The organism is Pseudomonas sp. FR229a, from assembly GCF_030209115.1.
GTDB classification, from domain to species: Bacteria; Pseudomonadota; Gammaproteobacteria; order Pseudomonadales; family Pseudomonadaceae; genus Aquipseudomonas; species Aquipseudomonas moraviensis_A.
Genome location: NZ_JARVSP010000044.1, coordinates 16,322 through 32,897, shown reverse-complemented (window position 1 = coordinate 32,897; position 16,576 = coordinate 16,322). Strand labels below are relative to the sequence as shown.

12 protein-coding genes are annotated in these 16,576 nt (G+C 59.4%); 9 read left to right on the top strand and 3 right to left on the bottom strand.

The genetic code is table 11. The features are described 5' to 3' along the window. Positions 1 to 87 precede the first annotated feature (87 nt). A complete protein-coding gene (locus tag QRN33_RS26350; RefSeq protein WP_123418224.1) occupies positions 88 to 450 on the bottom strand; it encodes a DUF6124 family protein in 363 nt (120 codons plus the stop codon). Between the two features lie 1,279 nt (positions 451 to 1,729). Here QRN33_RS26350 and QRN33_RS26345 point away from each other — a divergent pair. From QRN33_RS26345 to QRN33_RS26305, 9 genes are all read left to right on the top strand, one after another. Then, the gene (locus QRN33_RS26345) at positions 1,730 to 3,331 is read left to right on the top strand and encodes an ABC transporter substrate-binding protein (RefSeq protein WP_285410988.1); all 1,602 of its coding nucleotides are present in this window, start codon (positions 1,730 to 1,732) and stop codon (positions 3,329 to 3,331) included. A gap of 260 nt (positions 3,332 to 3,591) precedes the next feature. After that, positions 3,592 to 5,217 (top strand): ABC transporter substrate-binding protein, encoded by a 1,626-nt coding sequence (locus QRN33_RS26340; protein WP_042608790.1) that lies wholly within the window; start codon positions 3,592 to 3,594, stop codon positions 5,215 to 5,217. A gap of 301 nt (positions 5,218 to 5,518) precedes the next feature. Continuing rightward, entirely contained in the window at positions 5,519 to 7,117 is a 1,599-nt protein-coding gene (locus QRN33_RS26335) for an ABC transporter substrate-binding protein (RefSeq protein WP_064364479.1), read from the top strand. 176 nt (positions 7,118 to 7,293) lie between these two features. After that, on the top strand, positions 7,294 to 8,709 hold the full coding sequence (locus QRN33_RS26330) for an OprD family porin (RefSeq protein WP_042608792.1): 1,416 nt from the start codon (positions 7,294 to 7,296) through the stop codon (positions 8,707 to 8,709). Between the two features lie 76 nt (positions 8,710 to 8,785). Beyond that, positions 8,786 to 10,381: an ABC transporter substrate-binding protein gene (locus QRN33_RS26325; protein ID WP_042608793.1), complete on the top strand. Its 1,596-nt coding sequence runs from the start codon at positions 8,786 to 8,788 to the stop codon at positions 10,379 to 10,381. Between the two features lie 73 nt (positions 10,382 to 10,454). Continuing rightward, positions 10,455 to 11,465 carry an ABC transporter permease subunit gene (locus QRN33_RS26320; RefSeq protein WP_016771720.1) on the top strand — a complete coding sequence of 337 codons (1,011 nt, stop codon included), beginning with the start codon at positions 10,455 to 10,457 and terminating at the stop codon, positions 11,463 to 11,465. A gap of 10 nt (positions 11,466 to 11,475) precedes the next feature. Continuing rightward, positions 11,476 to 12,402, top strand: a complete 927-nt coding sequence (locus QRN33_RS26315) for an ABC transporter permease subunit (RefSeq protein WP_016771721.1) — start codon at positions 11,476 to 11,478, stop codon at positions 12,400 to 12,402. Positions 12,403 to 12,412: 10 nt separating this feature from the next. After that, the gene (locus tag QRN33_RS26310) at positions 12,413 to 13,381 is read left to right on the top strand and encodes an ABC transporter ATP-binding protein (RefSeq protein ID WP_016771722.1); all 969 of its coding nucleotides are present in this window, start codon (positions 12,413 to 12,415) and stop codon (positions 13,379 to 13,381) included. Further along, positions 13,381 to 14,361: a peptide ABC transporter ATP-binding protein gene (locus tag QRN33_RS26305; RefSeq protein WP_042608794.1), complete on the top strand. Its 981-nt coding sequence runs from the start codon at positions 13,381 to 13,383 to the stop codon at positions 14,359 to 14,361. Before QRN33_RS26310 ends, QRN33_RS26305 begins: the two co-directional genes overlap by 1 nt. Positions 14,362 to 14,553: 192 nt before the next feature. On the opposite strand, the gene QRN33_RS26300 is transcribed toward QRN33_RS26305, so the two are convergent. Together QRN33_RS26300 and QRN33_RS26295 are read right to left on the bottom strand one after the other, a co-directional pair. Then, on the bottom strand, positions 14,554 to 14,817 hold the full coding sequence (locus QRN33_RS26300) for a hypothetical protein (protein WP_042608795.1): 264 nt from the start codon (positions 14,815 to 14,817) through the stop codon (positions 14,554 to 14,556). A gap of 159 nt (positions 14,818 to 14,976) precedes the next feature. Further along, positions 14,977 to 16,158, bottom strand: a complete 1,182-nt coding sequence (locus tag QRN33_RS26295) for an MFS transporter (protein ID WP_285410987.1) — start codon at positions 16,156 to 16,158, stop codon at positions 14,977 to 14,979. Between the last annotated feature and the right edge of the window lie 418 nt (positions 16,159 to 16,576).

Here is a 16,576-nt window from a genome sequence, read left to right as displayed (position 1 = left end):
AGCAGTCAGATGCGAACTGTTCGTCCCACCACCCCTTCAAGTCTAACCATACAAGCGAGCCTGCTCGCGAAGAACGATGACGCGGTCTCAAGCGTGCGGATCCACCCGATCCAGCGCCCGATTCACCGCCAGCTCCGCCAGCATGATGATCTGCTGAATCGCCAGCGCCGTATTGCGCTGCGGACGGCCGAGCTGATCGGCGAAATCGCTGGCCAGCGTGTTGGCTGACGCGAGGGATTCACAGGCATGAGCCAGCAGACTTTCGGTGTCGATGTCGGGCTGGACCAGAAACATCGTGCTGGGTGGATGGGGTTTGCTGGGTGCCGGGCAGAGATAGAAATCGAGGGCACGCTTGATGGCTTCGCGGTTTTTTGCGAGATCGTCGGCGCGCAGCGCGGCTTCGAGGGGGGTTGGGGTTTCTTCGGGTGGGTCGGGGACTGGCTTGGTCATACGCTTCACCTATGAGGTTGAGCCATCTCGATGCCGTTTCTCACACGGCGAAGAGGTGGCAGCTTTGTGCGGGGTGAGAAAACCGGTCATAGGCACCCGGCCGGACATAAGTCCGCCCGCACAGAGCCGCCATAACGCACTTTGCAGGCAGCAGACTTGCTGGCGGCAATTATGCGGATCTGGGGACTGAATGACTATGAATGTCGGGTTCTCACACCCGATCGCTGAACAACCAGCGACGCCCCAGACTAGAGAGCGGACGTCCGACGGACAACCTGAAGACCTTGTGGGAAGGTTCTGGTTATTTGGCATCGAATTTAAACAGCCAAAAGCAAACCCTCACCCTAACCCTCTCCCAGAGGGAGAGGGGACTGACCAAGGTGTTTGGCAGACCTGCACCGACGTGGAATACCGAGCTGAACTAAGACTATGAAACAGATCAAAAGCCCCTCACCCTAGCCCTCTCCCGGAGGAAGAGGGGACTGACCAAGGTGTTTGGCAGACCTGCACCGACGTGGAATACCGAGCTGAACTAAGACTATGAAACAGATCAAAAGCCCCTCACCCTAGCCCTCTCCCGGAGGAAGAGGGGACTGACCGAGGTGTTTGGCAGACCTGCGCCGACGTGGAATACCGAGCTGAACTCAGACTATGAAACAGATCAAAAGCCCCTCACCCTAGCCCTCTCCCGGAGGAAGAGGGGACTGACCGAGGTGTTTGGCAGACCTGCGCCGACGTGGAATACCGAGCTGAATGCAAATATGCAGAAGATCAAAAGCCCCTCACCCTAGCCCTCTCCCGGAGGGAGAGGGGACTGACCGAGGTGATTGCGAGAGCTACGCCGACGTGAGGTACCGAGTCGAATGCAGGTTTTGAACACCACCCAAATCGGCCCCCTCTCCCTCGGGAGAGGGCTGGGGTGAGGGGCAGCAACAACACAAATCAAAAGCCGGCCCCCCACGCTTTTCACCACTCAATAGGCCGAGTGTCAGCTCGCCAGCTCTGGATCTTGATCCACTGGCGACGTCGGAAGGCTGAGCGGCGGGATTGATCCGGGGGTGGGAGCTAGCGATTTTGCTTACTTTTTTTGGCGCTTGTAAAAAAGTAAGTCGCCGTCAGGCGAAACCGCCAGCCGCAGCACCCTAAGCAACGGATATGCACCCAAAACACAGCCACATATACCGAGATAGACACTCCCACGAGAAAAACGATATTTCCGGACGCTCCCGAATCCCCGCTAATCTCAATCCACCACCACCGCCAATTCCCCGGGGACTCCATGCCAAGATCCACCCTCAAACCGCTCTTGATCTCCCTGGCCCTTGCCGCCACCGCACCGATCGCCAACGCCGCCACAACCCTCGTCTACTGCTCCGAAGCCAGCCCCGCCGGCTTCGACCCGAGCCAATACACCAGCGGCACCGACTTCGACGCCTCCGCCGAAACCGTCTTCAACCGCCTCACCCAATTTCAGCGCGGCGGTACTGACATCGAGCCTGGCCTGGCGACCAAATGGGACGTCTCCAGCGACGGCCTGCACTACACCTTCCACCTGCGCGAAGGGGTGAAATTCCACACCACCGACTACTTCACCCCGACCCGCGACTTCAACGCCGACGACGTCCTGTTCACCTTCCAGCGCCTGCTCGACCCGGACAACGCTTTCCGCAAGGCCTACCCCGCCGAATCCCCCTACTTCACCGACATGGGCCTGAACACCACGATCCAATCGGTGGAAAAACTCGACGACCACACCGTGCGCTTCAACCTCAACAACGTTGATGCAGCCTTCGTACAGAACCTCGCCATGAGCTTCGCCTCGGTACAATCGGCCGAATACGCCGCACAACTGTTGAAGGACGGCAAAGCCGCCGACCTCAACCAGAAACCGGTCGGCACCGGTCCGTTCGTGTTCAAGCGCTATCAGAAGGATTCCCAGATCCGCTACGCCGCGAACAAGGCCTACTGGAAACCCGAAGACGTGAAAATCGACAACCTGATTTTCTCGATCACACCTGATGCCGCCGTGCGCCTGCAGAAGCTCAAGGCCGGTGAATGCCAGGTCAGCGGTTACCCGCGCCCGGCCGATATCGAGGTGATGGGAAAAGACCCGAACCTGCGCGTGCTCAAACAGGCCGGCTTCAACCTTGGCTTCCTCGCCTACAACACCACCCACCCGCCGCTTGATCAGCTCAAGGTCCGTCAGGCGCTGGACATGGCCATCGACAAACCGGCAATCATCAAGGCGGTTTACCAGGGCGCCGGCCAACTGGCGCAGAACGCTTTGCCACCCGCGCAATGGTCGTTCGATCCGAACATAAAAGACGCACCTTACGACCCGGTCAAAGCCAAGGCGCTACTCAAGGAAGCCGGGGTTGCACCCGGTACAACCATCAACCTGTGGGCGATGACAGTGCAGCGTGCCTCGAACCCGAATGCGCGAATGTCGGCGCAGATGATCCAGCAGGACTGGGACAGGATCGGCATCAAGGCCAACATCGTCAGCTATGAATGGGGCGAGTACATCAAGCGCGCCAAGAATGGCGAACATGACGCCATGATCTACGGCTGGACCGGCGACAACGGCGACCCGGACAACTGGCTCGGCGTGCTTTACAGCTGCGCGGCCGTCAAAGGCAGCAACTATGCGAAATGGTGCGATCCCGCCTACGACAAACTGGTGCAGCAGGCCAAAGTGGCCACGCATAAAGCGCAACGGGTAAAACTGTATCAACAGGCGCAACTGATCCTTAAACAGCAGGTGCCGATCACACCGATCGCCAACTCCACGGTCTTCCAGCCGTTGCGCAAAGAGGTCACTGACTTCCGTATCAGTCCTTTCGGTCTAACCCCTTTTTATGGCGTGGGTATAAATAAGTAACACCCAGCCCCAAGGCGGCGCGCAGAAGATGACTGCTGCACCGTTTTGGGGCTCGGTTTGCACCTTAAAAACCACCCGCAAACGGTCAAATGCGTCAAAAGTTACACGGATGCGACATTAAGGTACGTACGTGCCACCGTTTAACGCCGCCGACCGCTCTGGATCTTGCATTGGGTATGGGCCCTGCATAAGTATCCGCAGGCACGACTCACGAGGTCGTACCTCACTACTAAAAAATGACAACAAATCATGAGGCCAACATGCTTAAACACGCGGTCATTCCGTTTCTAGTCGGCGCAGGCTTGTTAGCCTCCGCACCTTTCGCCACCGCTGCGACTAACCTGGTGTTCTGCTCCGAAGGGAGCCCGGCCGGTTTTGATCCAGGCCAGTACACCACCGGAACCGACTTCGACGCCTCAGCCGAAACCATGTTCAACCGCCTGACCCAGTTCGAGCGCGGCGGCACCGCCGTGATTCCTGGTCTGGCGACCAAGTGGGACATTTCCGACGATGGCCTGACTTACACCTTCCACCTGCGCGAAGGCGTCAAGTTCCACACCACCCCGTATTTCAAGCCGACCCGTGAATTCAACGCCGACGACGTGCTGTTTACGTTCAACCGCATGATCAACAAGGACGACCCGTTCCGTAAGGCGTACCCGACCGAATTCCCGTACTTCACCGACATGGGGATGGACACCAACATCACCAAGATCGACAAAGTCGACGACCACACCGTCAAGTTCACGCTGAAAGAAGTCGACGCCGCGTTCATCCAGAACCTGGCCATGAGCTTCGCTTCGGTACAGTCCGCCGAATATGCCGCCCAACTGCTCAAGGATGGCAAAGCCGCCGACATCAACCAGAAGCCGATCGGCACTGGCCCGTTCGTGTTCAAGAGCTACCAGAAAGACTCGAACATCCGTTACACCGGCAACAAGGATTACTGGAAGCCTGAAGACGTGAAGATCGACAACCTGATCTTCGCCATCACCACCGACCCGTCGGTGCGTATCCAGAAGCTGAAAAAGAACGAGTGCCAGGTCACCCTGTTCCCGCGTCCGGCCGATCTGAAAGCGCTGAAAGAAGACAAGTCGCTGAAGATGCCGGATCAGGCCGGCTTCAACCTGGGCTACATCGCCTACAACGTGATGGACAAGGTCAAGGGCAGCAACGAGGCCAACCCGCTGGCTGACCTGCGCGTGCGCCAGGCGCTGGATATGGCCGTGAACAAGCCGCAGATCATCGATTCGGTTTACCAGGGCGCTGGCCAGCTGGCCGTCAACGCCATGCCGCCGACCCAGTGGTCCTACGACACCACCATCAAAGACACCAAGTACGATCCTGAGAAAGCCAAGCAGCTGCTCAAGGAAGCCGGCGTCAAGGAAGGTACCGAAATCGTTCTGTGGGCGATGCCGGTTCAGCGTCCGTACAACCCTAACGCCAAACTGATGGCTGAGATGCTCCAGTCCGACTGGGCCAAGATCGGCTTGAAAGTGAAGATCACCAGCTACGAATGGGGCGAGTACATCAAGCGTTCCAAAGGTGGCGAGAACCAGGCCATGATCATTGGCTGGAGCGGTGACAATGGTGATCCGGACAACTGGCTCAACGTGCTGTTTGGCTGCGACTCGCTGAGCGGCAACAACTTCTCCAAGTGGTGCGACAAGAAGTTCGACGGACTGGTGAAAGAAGCCAAACGTACCACCGACCAGGGCAAGCGCACCGAGCTGTACAAACAGGCGCAACACGTCCTTAAAGATGCAGTCCCAATGACACCTATCGCTCACTCGACGGTGTATCAACCCATGCGCGCCAACGTGCAGGATTTCAAGATCAGCCCATTTGGCCTGAATTCCTTCTACGGCGTCAGCGTCAGCAAGTAAGACATTGCAGCGGCGGCGTTTCTGACGTCGCCGTTGCTTTATCTACCGGGAAAAAAGGAAAAGGCCTACACCCAAATCCGCCGCAGATGATTGCTTCGGTATAGGCGCGTCGACTTTTCCTACGAGCATTAAGGCAATTACGTATTTACTGCCAGCAGCACGGTGCCTACCGTCGCGTACTGACCAGTGTCTGCGTGGGCCACCGGTTTTGCCGTACGTATTGGATTGAGCTCAATGCGGCCAAAAAGTCCCGGGATCGGGACCGAGGCGCATTGCACAACACTAAAAAAGAGGGAGCGTCATGCGCCATACCTTGGTTTTTTCCGCACTGTTGGGCGCCGGCCTGTTGGCCGCCACGTCTGCAAGCTACGCCGCCAGCGACAGCCTGGTGTTTTGCTCGGAAGGCAGTCCGGCGGGTTTCGATACCGCGCAATACACGACGGCCACTGACAACGACGCCGCCGAGCCGCTGTACAACCGTCTGGTCGAGTTCGAAAAGGGCGCGACCAACGTCGTACCGGGTCTGGCGACCCAATGGGACATTTCCGAAGATGGCCTGAAATACACCTTTCACCTGCGTGAAGGCGTGAAATTTCATACAACCCCTTACTTCAAGCCGAGCCGCGATTTCAACGCCGACGACGTGTTGTTCACGTTCAATCGCATGCTCGACGCGCAACAGCCGTTCCGCAAGGCCTACCCCACCGAGTTCCCGTACTTCAACGGGATGAGCCTGAACAAGAACATCGCCAAGGTCGAAAAGACCGGGCCGCTGACCGTGGAGTTCACGCTCAACAGCGTCGACGCCGCGTTCATCCAGAACATCGCCATGAGTTTCGCCTCGATTCTGTCCGCCGAATACGCCGACAAGTTGCTGGCCGACGGCAAGCCGAGCGACATCAACCAGAAGCCGATCGGCACCGGGCCGTTCGTGTTCAAGAGCTACCAGAAAGACTCGAACATCCGCTACACCGGCAACCCGCAGTACTGGGATCCGAGCCGGGTCAAACTGAAGAACCTGATTTTCGCGATCAACACCGACGCCTCGGTCCGCGTGCAGAAACTCAAGGCCAACGAGTGCCAGATCACCCTGCACCCGCGCCCTGCCGACGTTGAAGCGCTGAAAACCGATCCGAAGCTGCAACTGATTACCAAGCCTGGCTTCAACCTCGGCTACATCGCCTACAACGTGCGCCACAAGCCGTTCGATCAACTGGAAGTGCGTCAGGCGCTGGACATGGCGGTGAATAAACAGGGGATTCTCAACGCTGTTTATCAGGGCGCCGGCCAACTGGCCGTCAACGCCATGCCGCCTACCCAGTGGTCCTACGACGACACTATCAAGGACGCCGCCTACAACCCGGAAAAAGCCAAAGAGCTGCTCAAGGCTGCCGGTGTGAAAGAAGGCACCGAGATCACCCTGTGGGCGATGCCGGTGCAGCGCCCGTACAACCCGAACGCCAAACTGATGGCCGAAATGCTCCAGTCCGACTGGGCCAAGATCGGTCTGAAAGTGAAGATCGTCAGCTACGAATGGGGCGAGTACATCAAGCGCACCAAGAATGGCGAGCATGACATCAGCCTGATCGGCTGGACCGGTGACAATGGGGATCCGGACAACTGGCTGGGCACGCTGTACAGCTGCGACGCGATCGGCGGCAACAACTACTCCATGTGGTGCGATCCGGCGTACGACAAGCTGATCAAACAGGCCAAAGTCGTCACCGATCGTGACCAGCGCACCGAGCTTTATAAACAGGCCCAGCAATTGCTTAAACAGCAAGTGCCGATCACGCCTGTCGCCCACTCGACGGTCAACCAGCCGTTAAGCACCAGGGTCGAAGGGTTCAAAGTCAGCCCGTTCGGCCGCAATGTGTTCTCGGGTGTCAGTATCGATTAAACCAACCGATTAGCCGCAATGCTGAGGGGAGCCGTCTACTCCCCTCACGCAAGCGCTTTGCCGAAATTCGCCAATCCGGGCTTTTGCAAACGTTTGCGATGTGTGAACGAGTTCTAAACCAATAACCGGCATACCAAAAAAAGCCGGGATAAAAAGAAAGTAAAGGAGCTTCACCCATGAAACTGAGCAGCACCGCGATACTGGCCTTGGCCATCAGCAGCATCACCGCCACGGCTTATGCGGAAACCCAGAGCCAGGCGTTTACCCCGGTTACCGTCAACGAGAAGAGCGCCCAGGCCGAAGCCACCGGCTTCCTCGAAGGGCAATCGATCAGCGGTTCGACCCGTAACTGGTACGCCAACGAACAACTCAAGCGTGGCGGCAAGTTCGCTTACCGCAAGAACGGCCAGTCGACCGAAACCGATCGCCGGATCAACTGGGTGCAAGGCACGATCATCAAGTACAACTCGGGCTTCACCGAAGGTACTGTCGGCTTCAGCACCGAAGTGGCTGCCTACAACGCAATCGCCCTTGAGCGCGACCGCGAGAACCTCGCTGCGAACAACGGCGGCGCTCCGGGCACCCGCCCAGGCGCGGGCAACAACCGTACCCTGACCCGTGAAGGCGGTGACGCGGTAGGTCAGTGGAGCAAGCTGGGCCTGGCCAACGTCAAGGCGCGCATCTCCAACACCACCCTGACCGCCGGTCGCATGAACTTCAGCAGCCCGCAAGTCGATGTGATCGGTAACCGTCCGCTGCCATCGAGCTTCGAAGGTATCGCGATCCACAGCGAAGAGCTGAACAACCTGGCGTTCGACGTCGCCACCTTCGACCGCGTTTCGCCACGTACCGAAGAAAGCCTGAGCAAATTCCGCTCGGAATACGGTGACATCAACGCCGAAGCCGATCACGTCAACACCGCCGGTATCTCTTACCAGCCGTTCGCCAGCCTGACCACCAGCCTGTGGGGCACCCAGGCCGAAGACCTGTGGAACCAGTACTACTTCGGCGCCACCCACGTGCTGGGCGACAGCTCGGTGCTGAGCCTGACCACCGGCCTGAACTACTACAAGACCGTCGACGAAGGCAAAAAACTGCTCGGTGACATCGATAACGACACCTACTCGCTGTCGTTCGGCCTGACGCATCAGGCGCACACCGTGACCTTCTCCTATCAGGAAGTGAACGGTAACGAGTACTTCGACTACCTGCACGAAACCAACGGTATCTACCTGGCCAACTCCCTGCTCTCGGACTTCAACGGCCCGAACGAGAAATCCTTCCAGGTTTCCTACGGCATCAACATGGCCGAATACGGCGTGCCTGGCCTGAAATTCAACATCTACCAGGCACGCGGCTGGGGCATCGACGGCACTCACTACAAGGGTGGCGGCTACGATGGCGTGCAGGCGATGGACGGCGAACACCACTATGAATACGGCGTCGGTGCAGCCTATGCAGTACAAAGCGGCCCGCTCAAAGCCACGACGATTCGCGGCACCTACACCGCGCACCGTGCCAGCGAAAACCAGGCTGACGGCAGCATCAACGAGTTCCGTCTCGTGACCACCATCCCGTTCAACATTCTGTAAAAACGCAACCGGCGGCTGACTCATGATGAGTCGGCCGTTCGGTTTTCTGTCTTCAACCGATTGCAGAGGGTTATCGATGAAAATGCTTCCCCTACGTGCGGCCATCGCGGCTGCGTTGCTGAGTGTCGCTGTCGGCGCCTCGGCCAAACCCTTGGTGGTCTGCACCGAAGCCAGCCCGGAAGGCTTCGATATGGTCCAGTACACAACTGCAGTCACGGCGGACGCTGTGGCCGAAACCATCTTCAACCGGCTCGCCGATTTCAAGCCCGGCACCACTGAAGTGATCCCGGCACTTGCCGAGTCCTGGGACATCAGTGAAGACGGCCTGAGCTACACGTTCCACCTGCGCAAAGGCGTCAAGTTTCACACCACCGAATATTTCAAGCCGACCCGTGACATGAACGCCGACGACGTGGTCTGGAGCTTCCAGCGCCAGCTGGACCCGAATCACCCGTGGCACAAACTGTCGAGCGTGGGCTTCCCGTACTTTGAGAGCATGGGCTTCAAGGAACTGCTGAAAAGCGTCGAGAAAATCGACGACAACACGGTCAAGTTCACCCTGACCCGCCGCGAAGCGCCGTTCCTCGCCGACCTCGCCATGGCGTTCTCGTCGATCTACCCGGCCGAATACGCCGACCAGTTGCTCAAGGCCAACAAGGCCGGCGACCTCAACAACAAGCCGATCGGCACCGGTCCGTTCATCTTCCAGCGCTACGCCAAGGATGCCCAGGTACGCTTCAAGGCCAACCCGGATTATTTCCGTGGCAAGCCACCGGCCGACGCGTTGATCCTGGCGATCGCCACCGACAACAACGTGCGTCTGCAGAAGCTCAAGGCCAACGAATGTCAGGTTGCGCTGTATCCGAAACCGGATGACATCCCGAGCATCAAGAAAGACAGCAACCTGAAAGTCGACGAGCTCGACGCGATGACCGTTTCGTACGTCGCGATGAACACTCAGCACAAGTACATGAGCGATGTGCGTGTGCGCAAAGCCATCGACATCGCGTTCGACAAGGAAGCCTACGTCAACGCGCTGTTCGGCAAGGGCAACGCGTCGGTGGCGGTCAACCCGTACCCGCCGACCCTGCTCGGCTACAACCATGACCTGAAGAACCCGCCACGCGACCTCGATGCAGCGCGCAAGCTGCTCAAGGAAGCCGGGGTTCCGGAAGGCACCACGTTTACCCTGTTCACCCGTAACGGCGGCGGTCCGACCAACCCCAATCCGATGCTCGGCGCACAAATGATGCAGGCTGACCTGGCGAAAGTCGGGATCAAGATCGACATCCGCGTCATGGAATGGGGCGAGATGCTCAAGCGCGCCAAGGCCGGCGAGCATGACATGGTCTCGGCCGGATGGGCGGGCGACAACGGCGACCCGGATAACTTCCTGACGCCTATGCTCAGTTGCGAGGCCGCCAAGAACGGCGAAAACTACGCACGCTGGTGCAACGAGAAATTCCAGGCACTGCTGGATGAAGCACGGGCTAAAGTAGATCCGGCCGAACGCGCCGCGCTCTACGAACAGGCTCAAGTGCTGTTTAATCAGGACCAGCCATGGATCAGCATGGCCCATACTCGGATGTTCACTGCAATGCGCAAAAATGTAGAGGGCTACCACATCAGCCCTCTCACCACTAATAACTTCGCCACCACCCAGGTGAAGTAGATAAGAAACGCCCGGCGTCCCTGACCTGAGGGACGCCGGACACGCCTAACCGGCTGATGAGGTACCACACAAGATGTTTAGTTTTATTGCCCGCCGACTGGGGTTGTTGATCCCCACGTTTTTCGGCATCACCTTGCTGACTTTCGCGTTGATTCGCATGATTCCGGGCGACCCCGTGGAAGTGATGATGGGCGAACGTCGGGTCGACCCCGAAATGCACGCTCAGGCAATGGAACGCCTGGGGCTGAACAAGCCGCTGTATGCCCAGTATCTGGACTACATCGGCAAACTGGCCCAGGGCGATCTCGGTGAGTCGTTGCGTACCCGTGAAAGTGTGTGGACCGAGTTCACCTCTCTTTTCCCGGCGACCCTGGAACTGTCCATGGCCGCCCTGCTGTTCGCTGGCATCCTCGGGCTCTTGGCCGGGGTGATCGCGGCACTCAAACGAGGATCGCTGTTCGACCACGGGGTGATGGGCATCTCCCTCGCGGGCTACTCGATGCCGATCTTCTGGTGGGGCCTGATCCTGATCATGTTCTTCTCGGTGAGCCTGGGCTGGACGCCGGTTTCGGGGCGCATCGACCTGCTGTATGACATCGAGCCGAAAACCGGCTTCATGCTGATCGACACGCTGCTGGCCGATGACGTCGGCGCGTTCTTCGACGCCCTGCATCACCTGATCCTGCCAGCCATCGTACTCGGCACCATTCCGCTGGCGGTGATCGCGCGGATGACCCGTTCGTCGATGCTCGAAGTGCTGCGCGAAGACTACATCCGCACCGCCAAGGCCAAAGGCCTGTCGCCGTCGCGCGTGGTGTTCGTGCATGGTCTGCGCAACGCGCTGATTCCGGTGCTGACCGTGGTCGGCCTGCAAGTCGGCACGTTGCTGGCCGGTGCGGTCCTGACCGAAACCATTTTCTCCTGGCCCGGCATCGGCAAATGGCTGATCGAAGCCATCGGCGCCCGGGACTATCCGGTGGTGCAAAACGGCATCCTGTTAATCGCCTGCCTGGTGATTCTGGTCAACTTCGTGGTGGATATCCTCTACGGCTTTGCCAACCCACGCATCCGTCATCAGCGCTGAGGTCCATACCATGAGCACTCCAACATCCTCAGTAGCCACCGCCACGTCCGCCGTGGATCAAAGCCTGCTGTACCCATCGCCGTACAAAGAATTCTGGCAAGCGTTCTCGAAAAACAAGGGCGCGGTTGCCGGCCTGCTGTTCATGCTGCTGATCATCTTCTGCGCGATTTTCGCGCCGTGGGTCGCGCCGCATAACCCGAGCGAGCAATACCGTGACTTCCTGCTGACGCCGCCGGCGTGGCTCGAAGGCGGGCAGATGCAGTTCCTGCTCGGCACCGACGAACTTGGCCGTGACCTGCTGTCGCGTCTGATCCAGGGCTCGCGCCTGTCGCTGCTGATCGGTTTGTCGTCGGTGGTGATGTCGCTGATTCCGGGGATCCTGCTGGGTCTGTTCGCCGGTTTCTTCCCGAAAGTGGTCGGCCCGACCATCATGCGTCTGATGGACATCATGCTGGCCCTGCCGTCGCTGCTGCTGGCTGTGGCGATCGTCGCCATCCTCGGCCCTGGCCTGATCAACACCGTGATCGCGATTGCCGTGGTTTCCCTGCCGTCCTACGTGCGTCTGACCCGTGCTGCCGTGATGGGCGAATTGAACCGCGACTACGTCACCGCCGCGCGTCTGGCCGGTGCCGGTCTGCCGCGTCTGATGTTCATCACCGTGCTGCCCAACTGCATGGCGCCGCTGATCGTGCAGGCGACCCTGAGCTTCTCCTCGGCAATTCTCGATGCCGCCGCACTGGGCTTCCTCGGTCTCGGCGTACAACCGCCAACCCCTGAGTGGGGCACCATGCTGGCCTCGGCCCGCGACTACATCGAACGCGCCTGGTGGGTGGTAAGTCTGCCTGGTCTGACCATTTTGCTCAGCGTGCTGGCAATCAACTTGATGGGCGACGGCCTGCGCGATGCGCTGGACCCGAAACTCAAGAACGCCGCCTGAGGAGATTCAAATGTCACTGCTAGAAATCAAGAATCTCAACGTCCGCTTCGGCGACAAGACCGCCACGCCGGTGGTCGACGGCCTCGACCTGAAAGTCGACAAAGGCGAAGTACTGGCCATCGTTGGCGAGTCGGGTTCGGGTAAATCCGTGACCATGATGGCGCTGATGGGTCTGATCGAGCATCCCGGCATCGTCACCGCCGACTCACTCAGCTTCGACGGCAAGGACATGCTCAAACTGAGCAATCGTCAGCGTCGGCAGATCGTTGGCAAAGACCTGTCGATGGTTTTCCAGGACCCGATGACCGCGCTGAACCCGAGCTACACCGTCGGTTTCCAGATCGAAGAAGTGCTGCGCCTGCACCTGAAAATGTCTGGCAAGCAAGCGCGCAAACGTGCCATCGAACTGCTGGAAAAAGTGGAAATCCCGGGCGCGGCCAGCCGTATGGACGCCTACCCGCATCAACTGTCTGGCGGTATGAGCCAGCGTGTTGCGATCGCCATGGCGATCGCCGGCGAGCCGAAACTGTTGATCGCCGACGAACCGACCACGGCCCTCGACGTGACGATTCAGGCGCAGATCATGGATCTGCTGCTGGCGTTGCAGAAAGAACAGAACATGGGCCTGGTGCTGATCACTCACGACCTCGCGGTCGTGGCGGAAACCGCCCAGCGCGTCTGCGTGATGTATGCCGGCCAGGCCGTGGAAGTCGGTCAGGTGCCGCAACTGTTCGACATCCCGGCGCACCCGTACAGCGAAGCGCTGCTCAAGGCGATTCCCGAGCACAGCCTCGGCGCCTCGCGTCTGTCGACCCTGCCGGGCATAGTCCCGGGCCGCTACGACCGTCCGCAGGGTTGCCTGCTGTCGCCGCGCTGCCCGTACGTGCAGGACAACTGCCGCACCCAGCGTCCGGGCCTCGATCCGAAAGCCAACAGCCTCGCCCGCTGCTTCTACCCGCTGAACCAGGAGGTGGCGTAATGGCCGTCGTACTTACCGCCCGCGACCTGACCCGTCACTATGAAGTCTCCCGTGGCCTGTTCAAGGGCCACGCCACCGTGCGCGCGCTCAACGGCGTGTCGTTCGAACTGGAAGCCGGCAAGACCCTCGCCGTGGTGGGTGAATCGGGATGCGGCAAATCCACCCTCGCCCGCGCCCTGACGCTGATTGAAGAGCCATCGTCGGGCTCGCTGCAGATCGCCGGCCAGGAAGTTGCCGGCGCCGACAAGGCCGAGCGCAAGCAACTGCGCAAAGACGTGCAGATGGTGTTCCAGAGCCCGTATGCGTCGTTGAACCCACGGCAGAAAATCGGTGATCAACTGGCCGAACCGCTGCTGATCAACACCAAACTGTCGGCCACTGAGCGTCGCGAGAAAGTCCAGGCGATGATGAAGCAGGTGGGCTTGCGTCCCGAGCATTACCAGCGCTATCCGCACATGTTCTCCGGTGGTCAGCGTCAGCGTATCGCCCTCGCGCGGGCCATGATGCTGCAGCCGAAAGTGCTGGTGGCAGACGAACCGACTTCGGCGCTGGACGTGTCGATTCAGGCCCAGGTGCTCAACCTGTTCATGGACCTGCAGCAGGAGTTCAACACTGCCTACGTGTTCATATCGCACAACCTCGCGGTGGTGCAGCACGTGGCCGATGATGTGATGGTGATGTATCTGGGTCGCCCGGTTGAACTGGGTCCGAAGAACGACATCTACGAGCGCCCGCTGCACCCGTACACCCAGGCGCTGCTGTCAGCGACCCCGACCATTCACCCGGATCCGCACAAGCCGAAAATCAAGATCGTCGGCGAACTGCCCAACCCGCTGAACCCGCCACCGGGTTGCGCGTTCCACAAGCGCTGCCCGTATGCGACCGAGCGTTGCAGCACGGAAGAACCGCTGTTGCGTGAACTGGATAACCGGCAGGTGGCTTGTCACTACGCCGAGCAGTTCCTCGACGGCGCGGCGTAAGCCACAGCAAAACCTGTAGGAGCTGACGAGTGCAACGAGGCTGCGATCTTTTGATTTTCAGAATCAAGATCAAAAGATCGCAGCGTTCCGCAGCTCCTACAGGGGATTCGCGTCGAACCAGAGTTAACCAAACCCCTTCCACCTCGATTGCGCATCAATCGAGGCAGAAGGGGTTTTTCTTTGCCCGGTGATTTATGTCTGGCTATCGCCTTCGTCATCCGGGTCATCGGTGTCCGGCTCGTCAGTGGTCGAGTCGTCATCATCGGCGCTGCCGCCCTGATTCATATCCCCCGGCTCCGCCTCGGACTTGGCGAGCATCAGCCCGCTATGCCCGACCTGGCCGTTGAACGCCTGTGAATCGTGATCCTCGCACTCGGCCCAGGCCGTTGCAGTGCCGAGGGACAGCATCACCATCACTTTCAACAACATCAAAATCCGTAGCAATCTGCTTTTCATGGCCGACTCCATCCTGTTGCGCTAAGACATGCTTGCCGGACTGGCTTCGTGTGAAATCTAGTCGCGATCCGCCCGGCTCACCACTTAGGACGCGGCGACGCGGAAAGAAATGCCCTAGAGTCACAGATTGCTTTCGAATAACAGTAATAACCGATGCAGCTAAGCGGCTCGCGTGGCCTGCCAAGTCAGTGGAATGGAGAACAGCACCAGCAGCGCACTCATCAGCCACACGCTGTGCCCGCCAAACTGGCCGTAGAGCTGACCGCTGAGCACCGGCGACAATAGCGCGCTGGCACTCCAGCTCATAAAGAACAAGCCGAAGTACTGACCGCTTTTGCCGCTCTGCGCAAACTGCATCGCCAGTACATTCAACGGCGGCATGAACAATGCCTCGCCCAAGGTCCAGATCAGTGTCGACAGACAGACAAAAGCCAACCCGGAACCGAACGGCAACATGCCCAGCCCACAGGCCAACAGCACGCTGCCGACAAGCATCTGCCAACGCGAGCCCCAGCGTTCGACCGAGTGCGACAGCGGGATCTGCAGCGCGATCACCAACAGCGCATTGAGCCCGAACTGCCAACCGATCGCCTCTGTGCTCAGGTGGTAGTAGTCACGCAGATAATTGCCCAGCGTGCTGTAGACCGTGTCGAACGCAATGCCGAGCACGGCCGTCGCCGCCAGCAGCCAGAGGAACGGCTTGTCGCGAAGCGGCACGTTCGAGCCATCGGCGGATTCGTCTTCAAGCACCAGCACCGGCCGCCGCCACGTCGTGCGCACGAACCACAGCAGCGCCAGCATGGTCATCGCCGCACTGCCGAAAAATACCCAACGAAAATCCGCCTGCGCCAACACCCCGCCCGCCACCCCGGCAGCCGCCATGCCCAGATTGCGCGCCACCCGACTCAATGCTTGCGCCCGCGAGCGCTGCGCAACTTCGCAATATTCCATGATCAGCCGCTGATGCAACGTGCGAATCGCCCCGTCGATGACACCGCTGAGCAGCAACAAACCGGCCAGCCACGGCACCTGCGTCACCAGCCCCAACAGCACCAGCACCCACACCGAAACGAAAAACAGCGCCGCCGTCAGCCGCGCCGTGCGCACGTGATCACTGAGCCAACCGCCAAGCATCGAACCAACCAACAACCCCGCGCCATACGCCGAGAGCAACCATCCGACGGTTTCAATCGCCAACCCCAGTTCCTGACGCAGGTACAACGCCATGAACAGCTTGACCATGGCGCTGAGGCGATTGATGAACAAAAGCGCTGCGAGGACCCAGGCCATGGGGGTGAAATAGCCGTTGGGGTGCAACAGATGAGTCAGTCCTTTGAGCATGTAACGTCCGCTGTGGGCGAGGGTTCGCTGAACAGTAGACGGGTTGGATTGGAATGTCGTGGGGGTGGGGTCGGGCAAAGTAAAAGCAGAGTAGGGCTACGACGCTGAAGGAAAATGCCTTACAGAGAAATCTCTGAGCCCGGATTTCAACGTCATTGTTCACGCGGCGCTAAAGATCAAAAGCCCCTCACCCTAACCCTCTCCCGGAGGGAGAGGGGACTGACCGAGTTGTTCGGGCAAGGTACGCCGACCTGAAATACCGAGCCGAACTGAGGATTTGACAGCTCATCAATCGGCTCCCTCTCCCTCGGGAGAGAGGGCTGGGCGGGCGGCGTTCCGATGAGGGGCAAACCCACCGCAAAACTAAAGGCACGCGCATACGCTTCCACCACAAAACCCAAGCCTAGCGCACACGTTC

Excerpts from the sequence above, each read along its gene's own strand:
- QRN33_RS26350 (WP_123418224.1), bottom strand. The coding sequence starts at position 450 with ATGACCAAGCCAGTCCCCGACCCACCCGAAGAAACCCCAACCCCCCTC.
- QRN33_RS26345 (WP_285410988.1), top strand. The coding sequence starts at position 1,730 with ATGCCAAGATCCACCCTCAAACCGCTCTTGATCTCCCTGGCCCTTGCC.
- QRN33_RS26340 (WP_042608790.1), top strand. The coding sequence starts at position 3,592 with ATGCTTAAACACGCGGTCATTCCGTTTCTAGTCGGCGCAGGCTTGTTA.
- QRN33_RS26335 (WP_064364479.1), top strand. The coding sequence starts at position 5,519 with ATGCGCCATACCTTGGTTTTTTCCGCACTGTTGGGCGCCGGCCTGTTG.
- QRN33_RS26330 (WP_042608792.1), top strand. The coding sequence starts at position 7,294 with ATGAAACTGAGCAGCACCGCGATACTGGCCTTGGCCATCAGCAGCATC.
- QRN33_RS26325 (WP_042608793.1), top strand. The coding sequence starts at position 8,786 with ATGAAAATGCTTCCCCTACGTGCGGCCATCGCGGCTGCGTTGCTGAGT.
- QRN33_RS26320 (WP_016771720.1), top strand. The coding sequence starts at position 10,455 with ATGTTTAGTTTTATTGCCCGCCGACTGGGGTTGTTGATCCCCACGTTT.
- QRN33_RS26315 (WP_016771721.1), top strand. The coding sequence starts at position 11,476 with ATGAGCACTCCAACATCCTCAGTAGCCACCGCCACGTCCGCCGTGGAT.
- QRN33_RS26310 (WP_016771722.1), top strand. The coding sequence starts at position 12,413 with ATGTCACTGCTAGAAATCAAGAATCTCAACGTCCGCTTCGGCGACAAG.
- QRN33_RS26305 (WP_042608794.1), top strand. The coding sequence starts at position 13,381 with ATGGCCGTCGTACTTACCGCCCGCGACCTGACCCGTCACTATGAAGTC.
- QRN33_RS26300 (WP_042608795.1), bottom strand. The coding sequence starts at position 14,817 with ATGAAAAGCAGATTGCTACGGATTTTGATGTTGTTGAAAGTGATGGTG.
- QRN33_RS26295 (WP_285410987.1), bottom strand. The coding sequence starts at position 16,158 with ATGCTCAAAGGACTGACTCATCTGTTGCACCCCAACGGCTATTTCACC.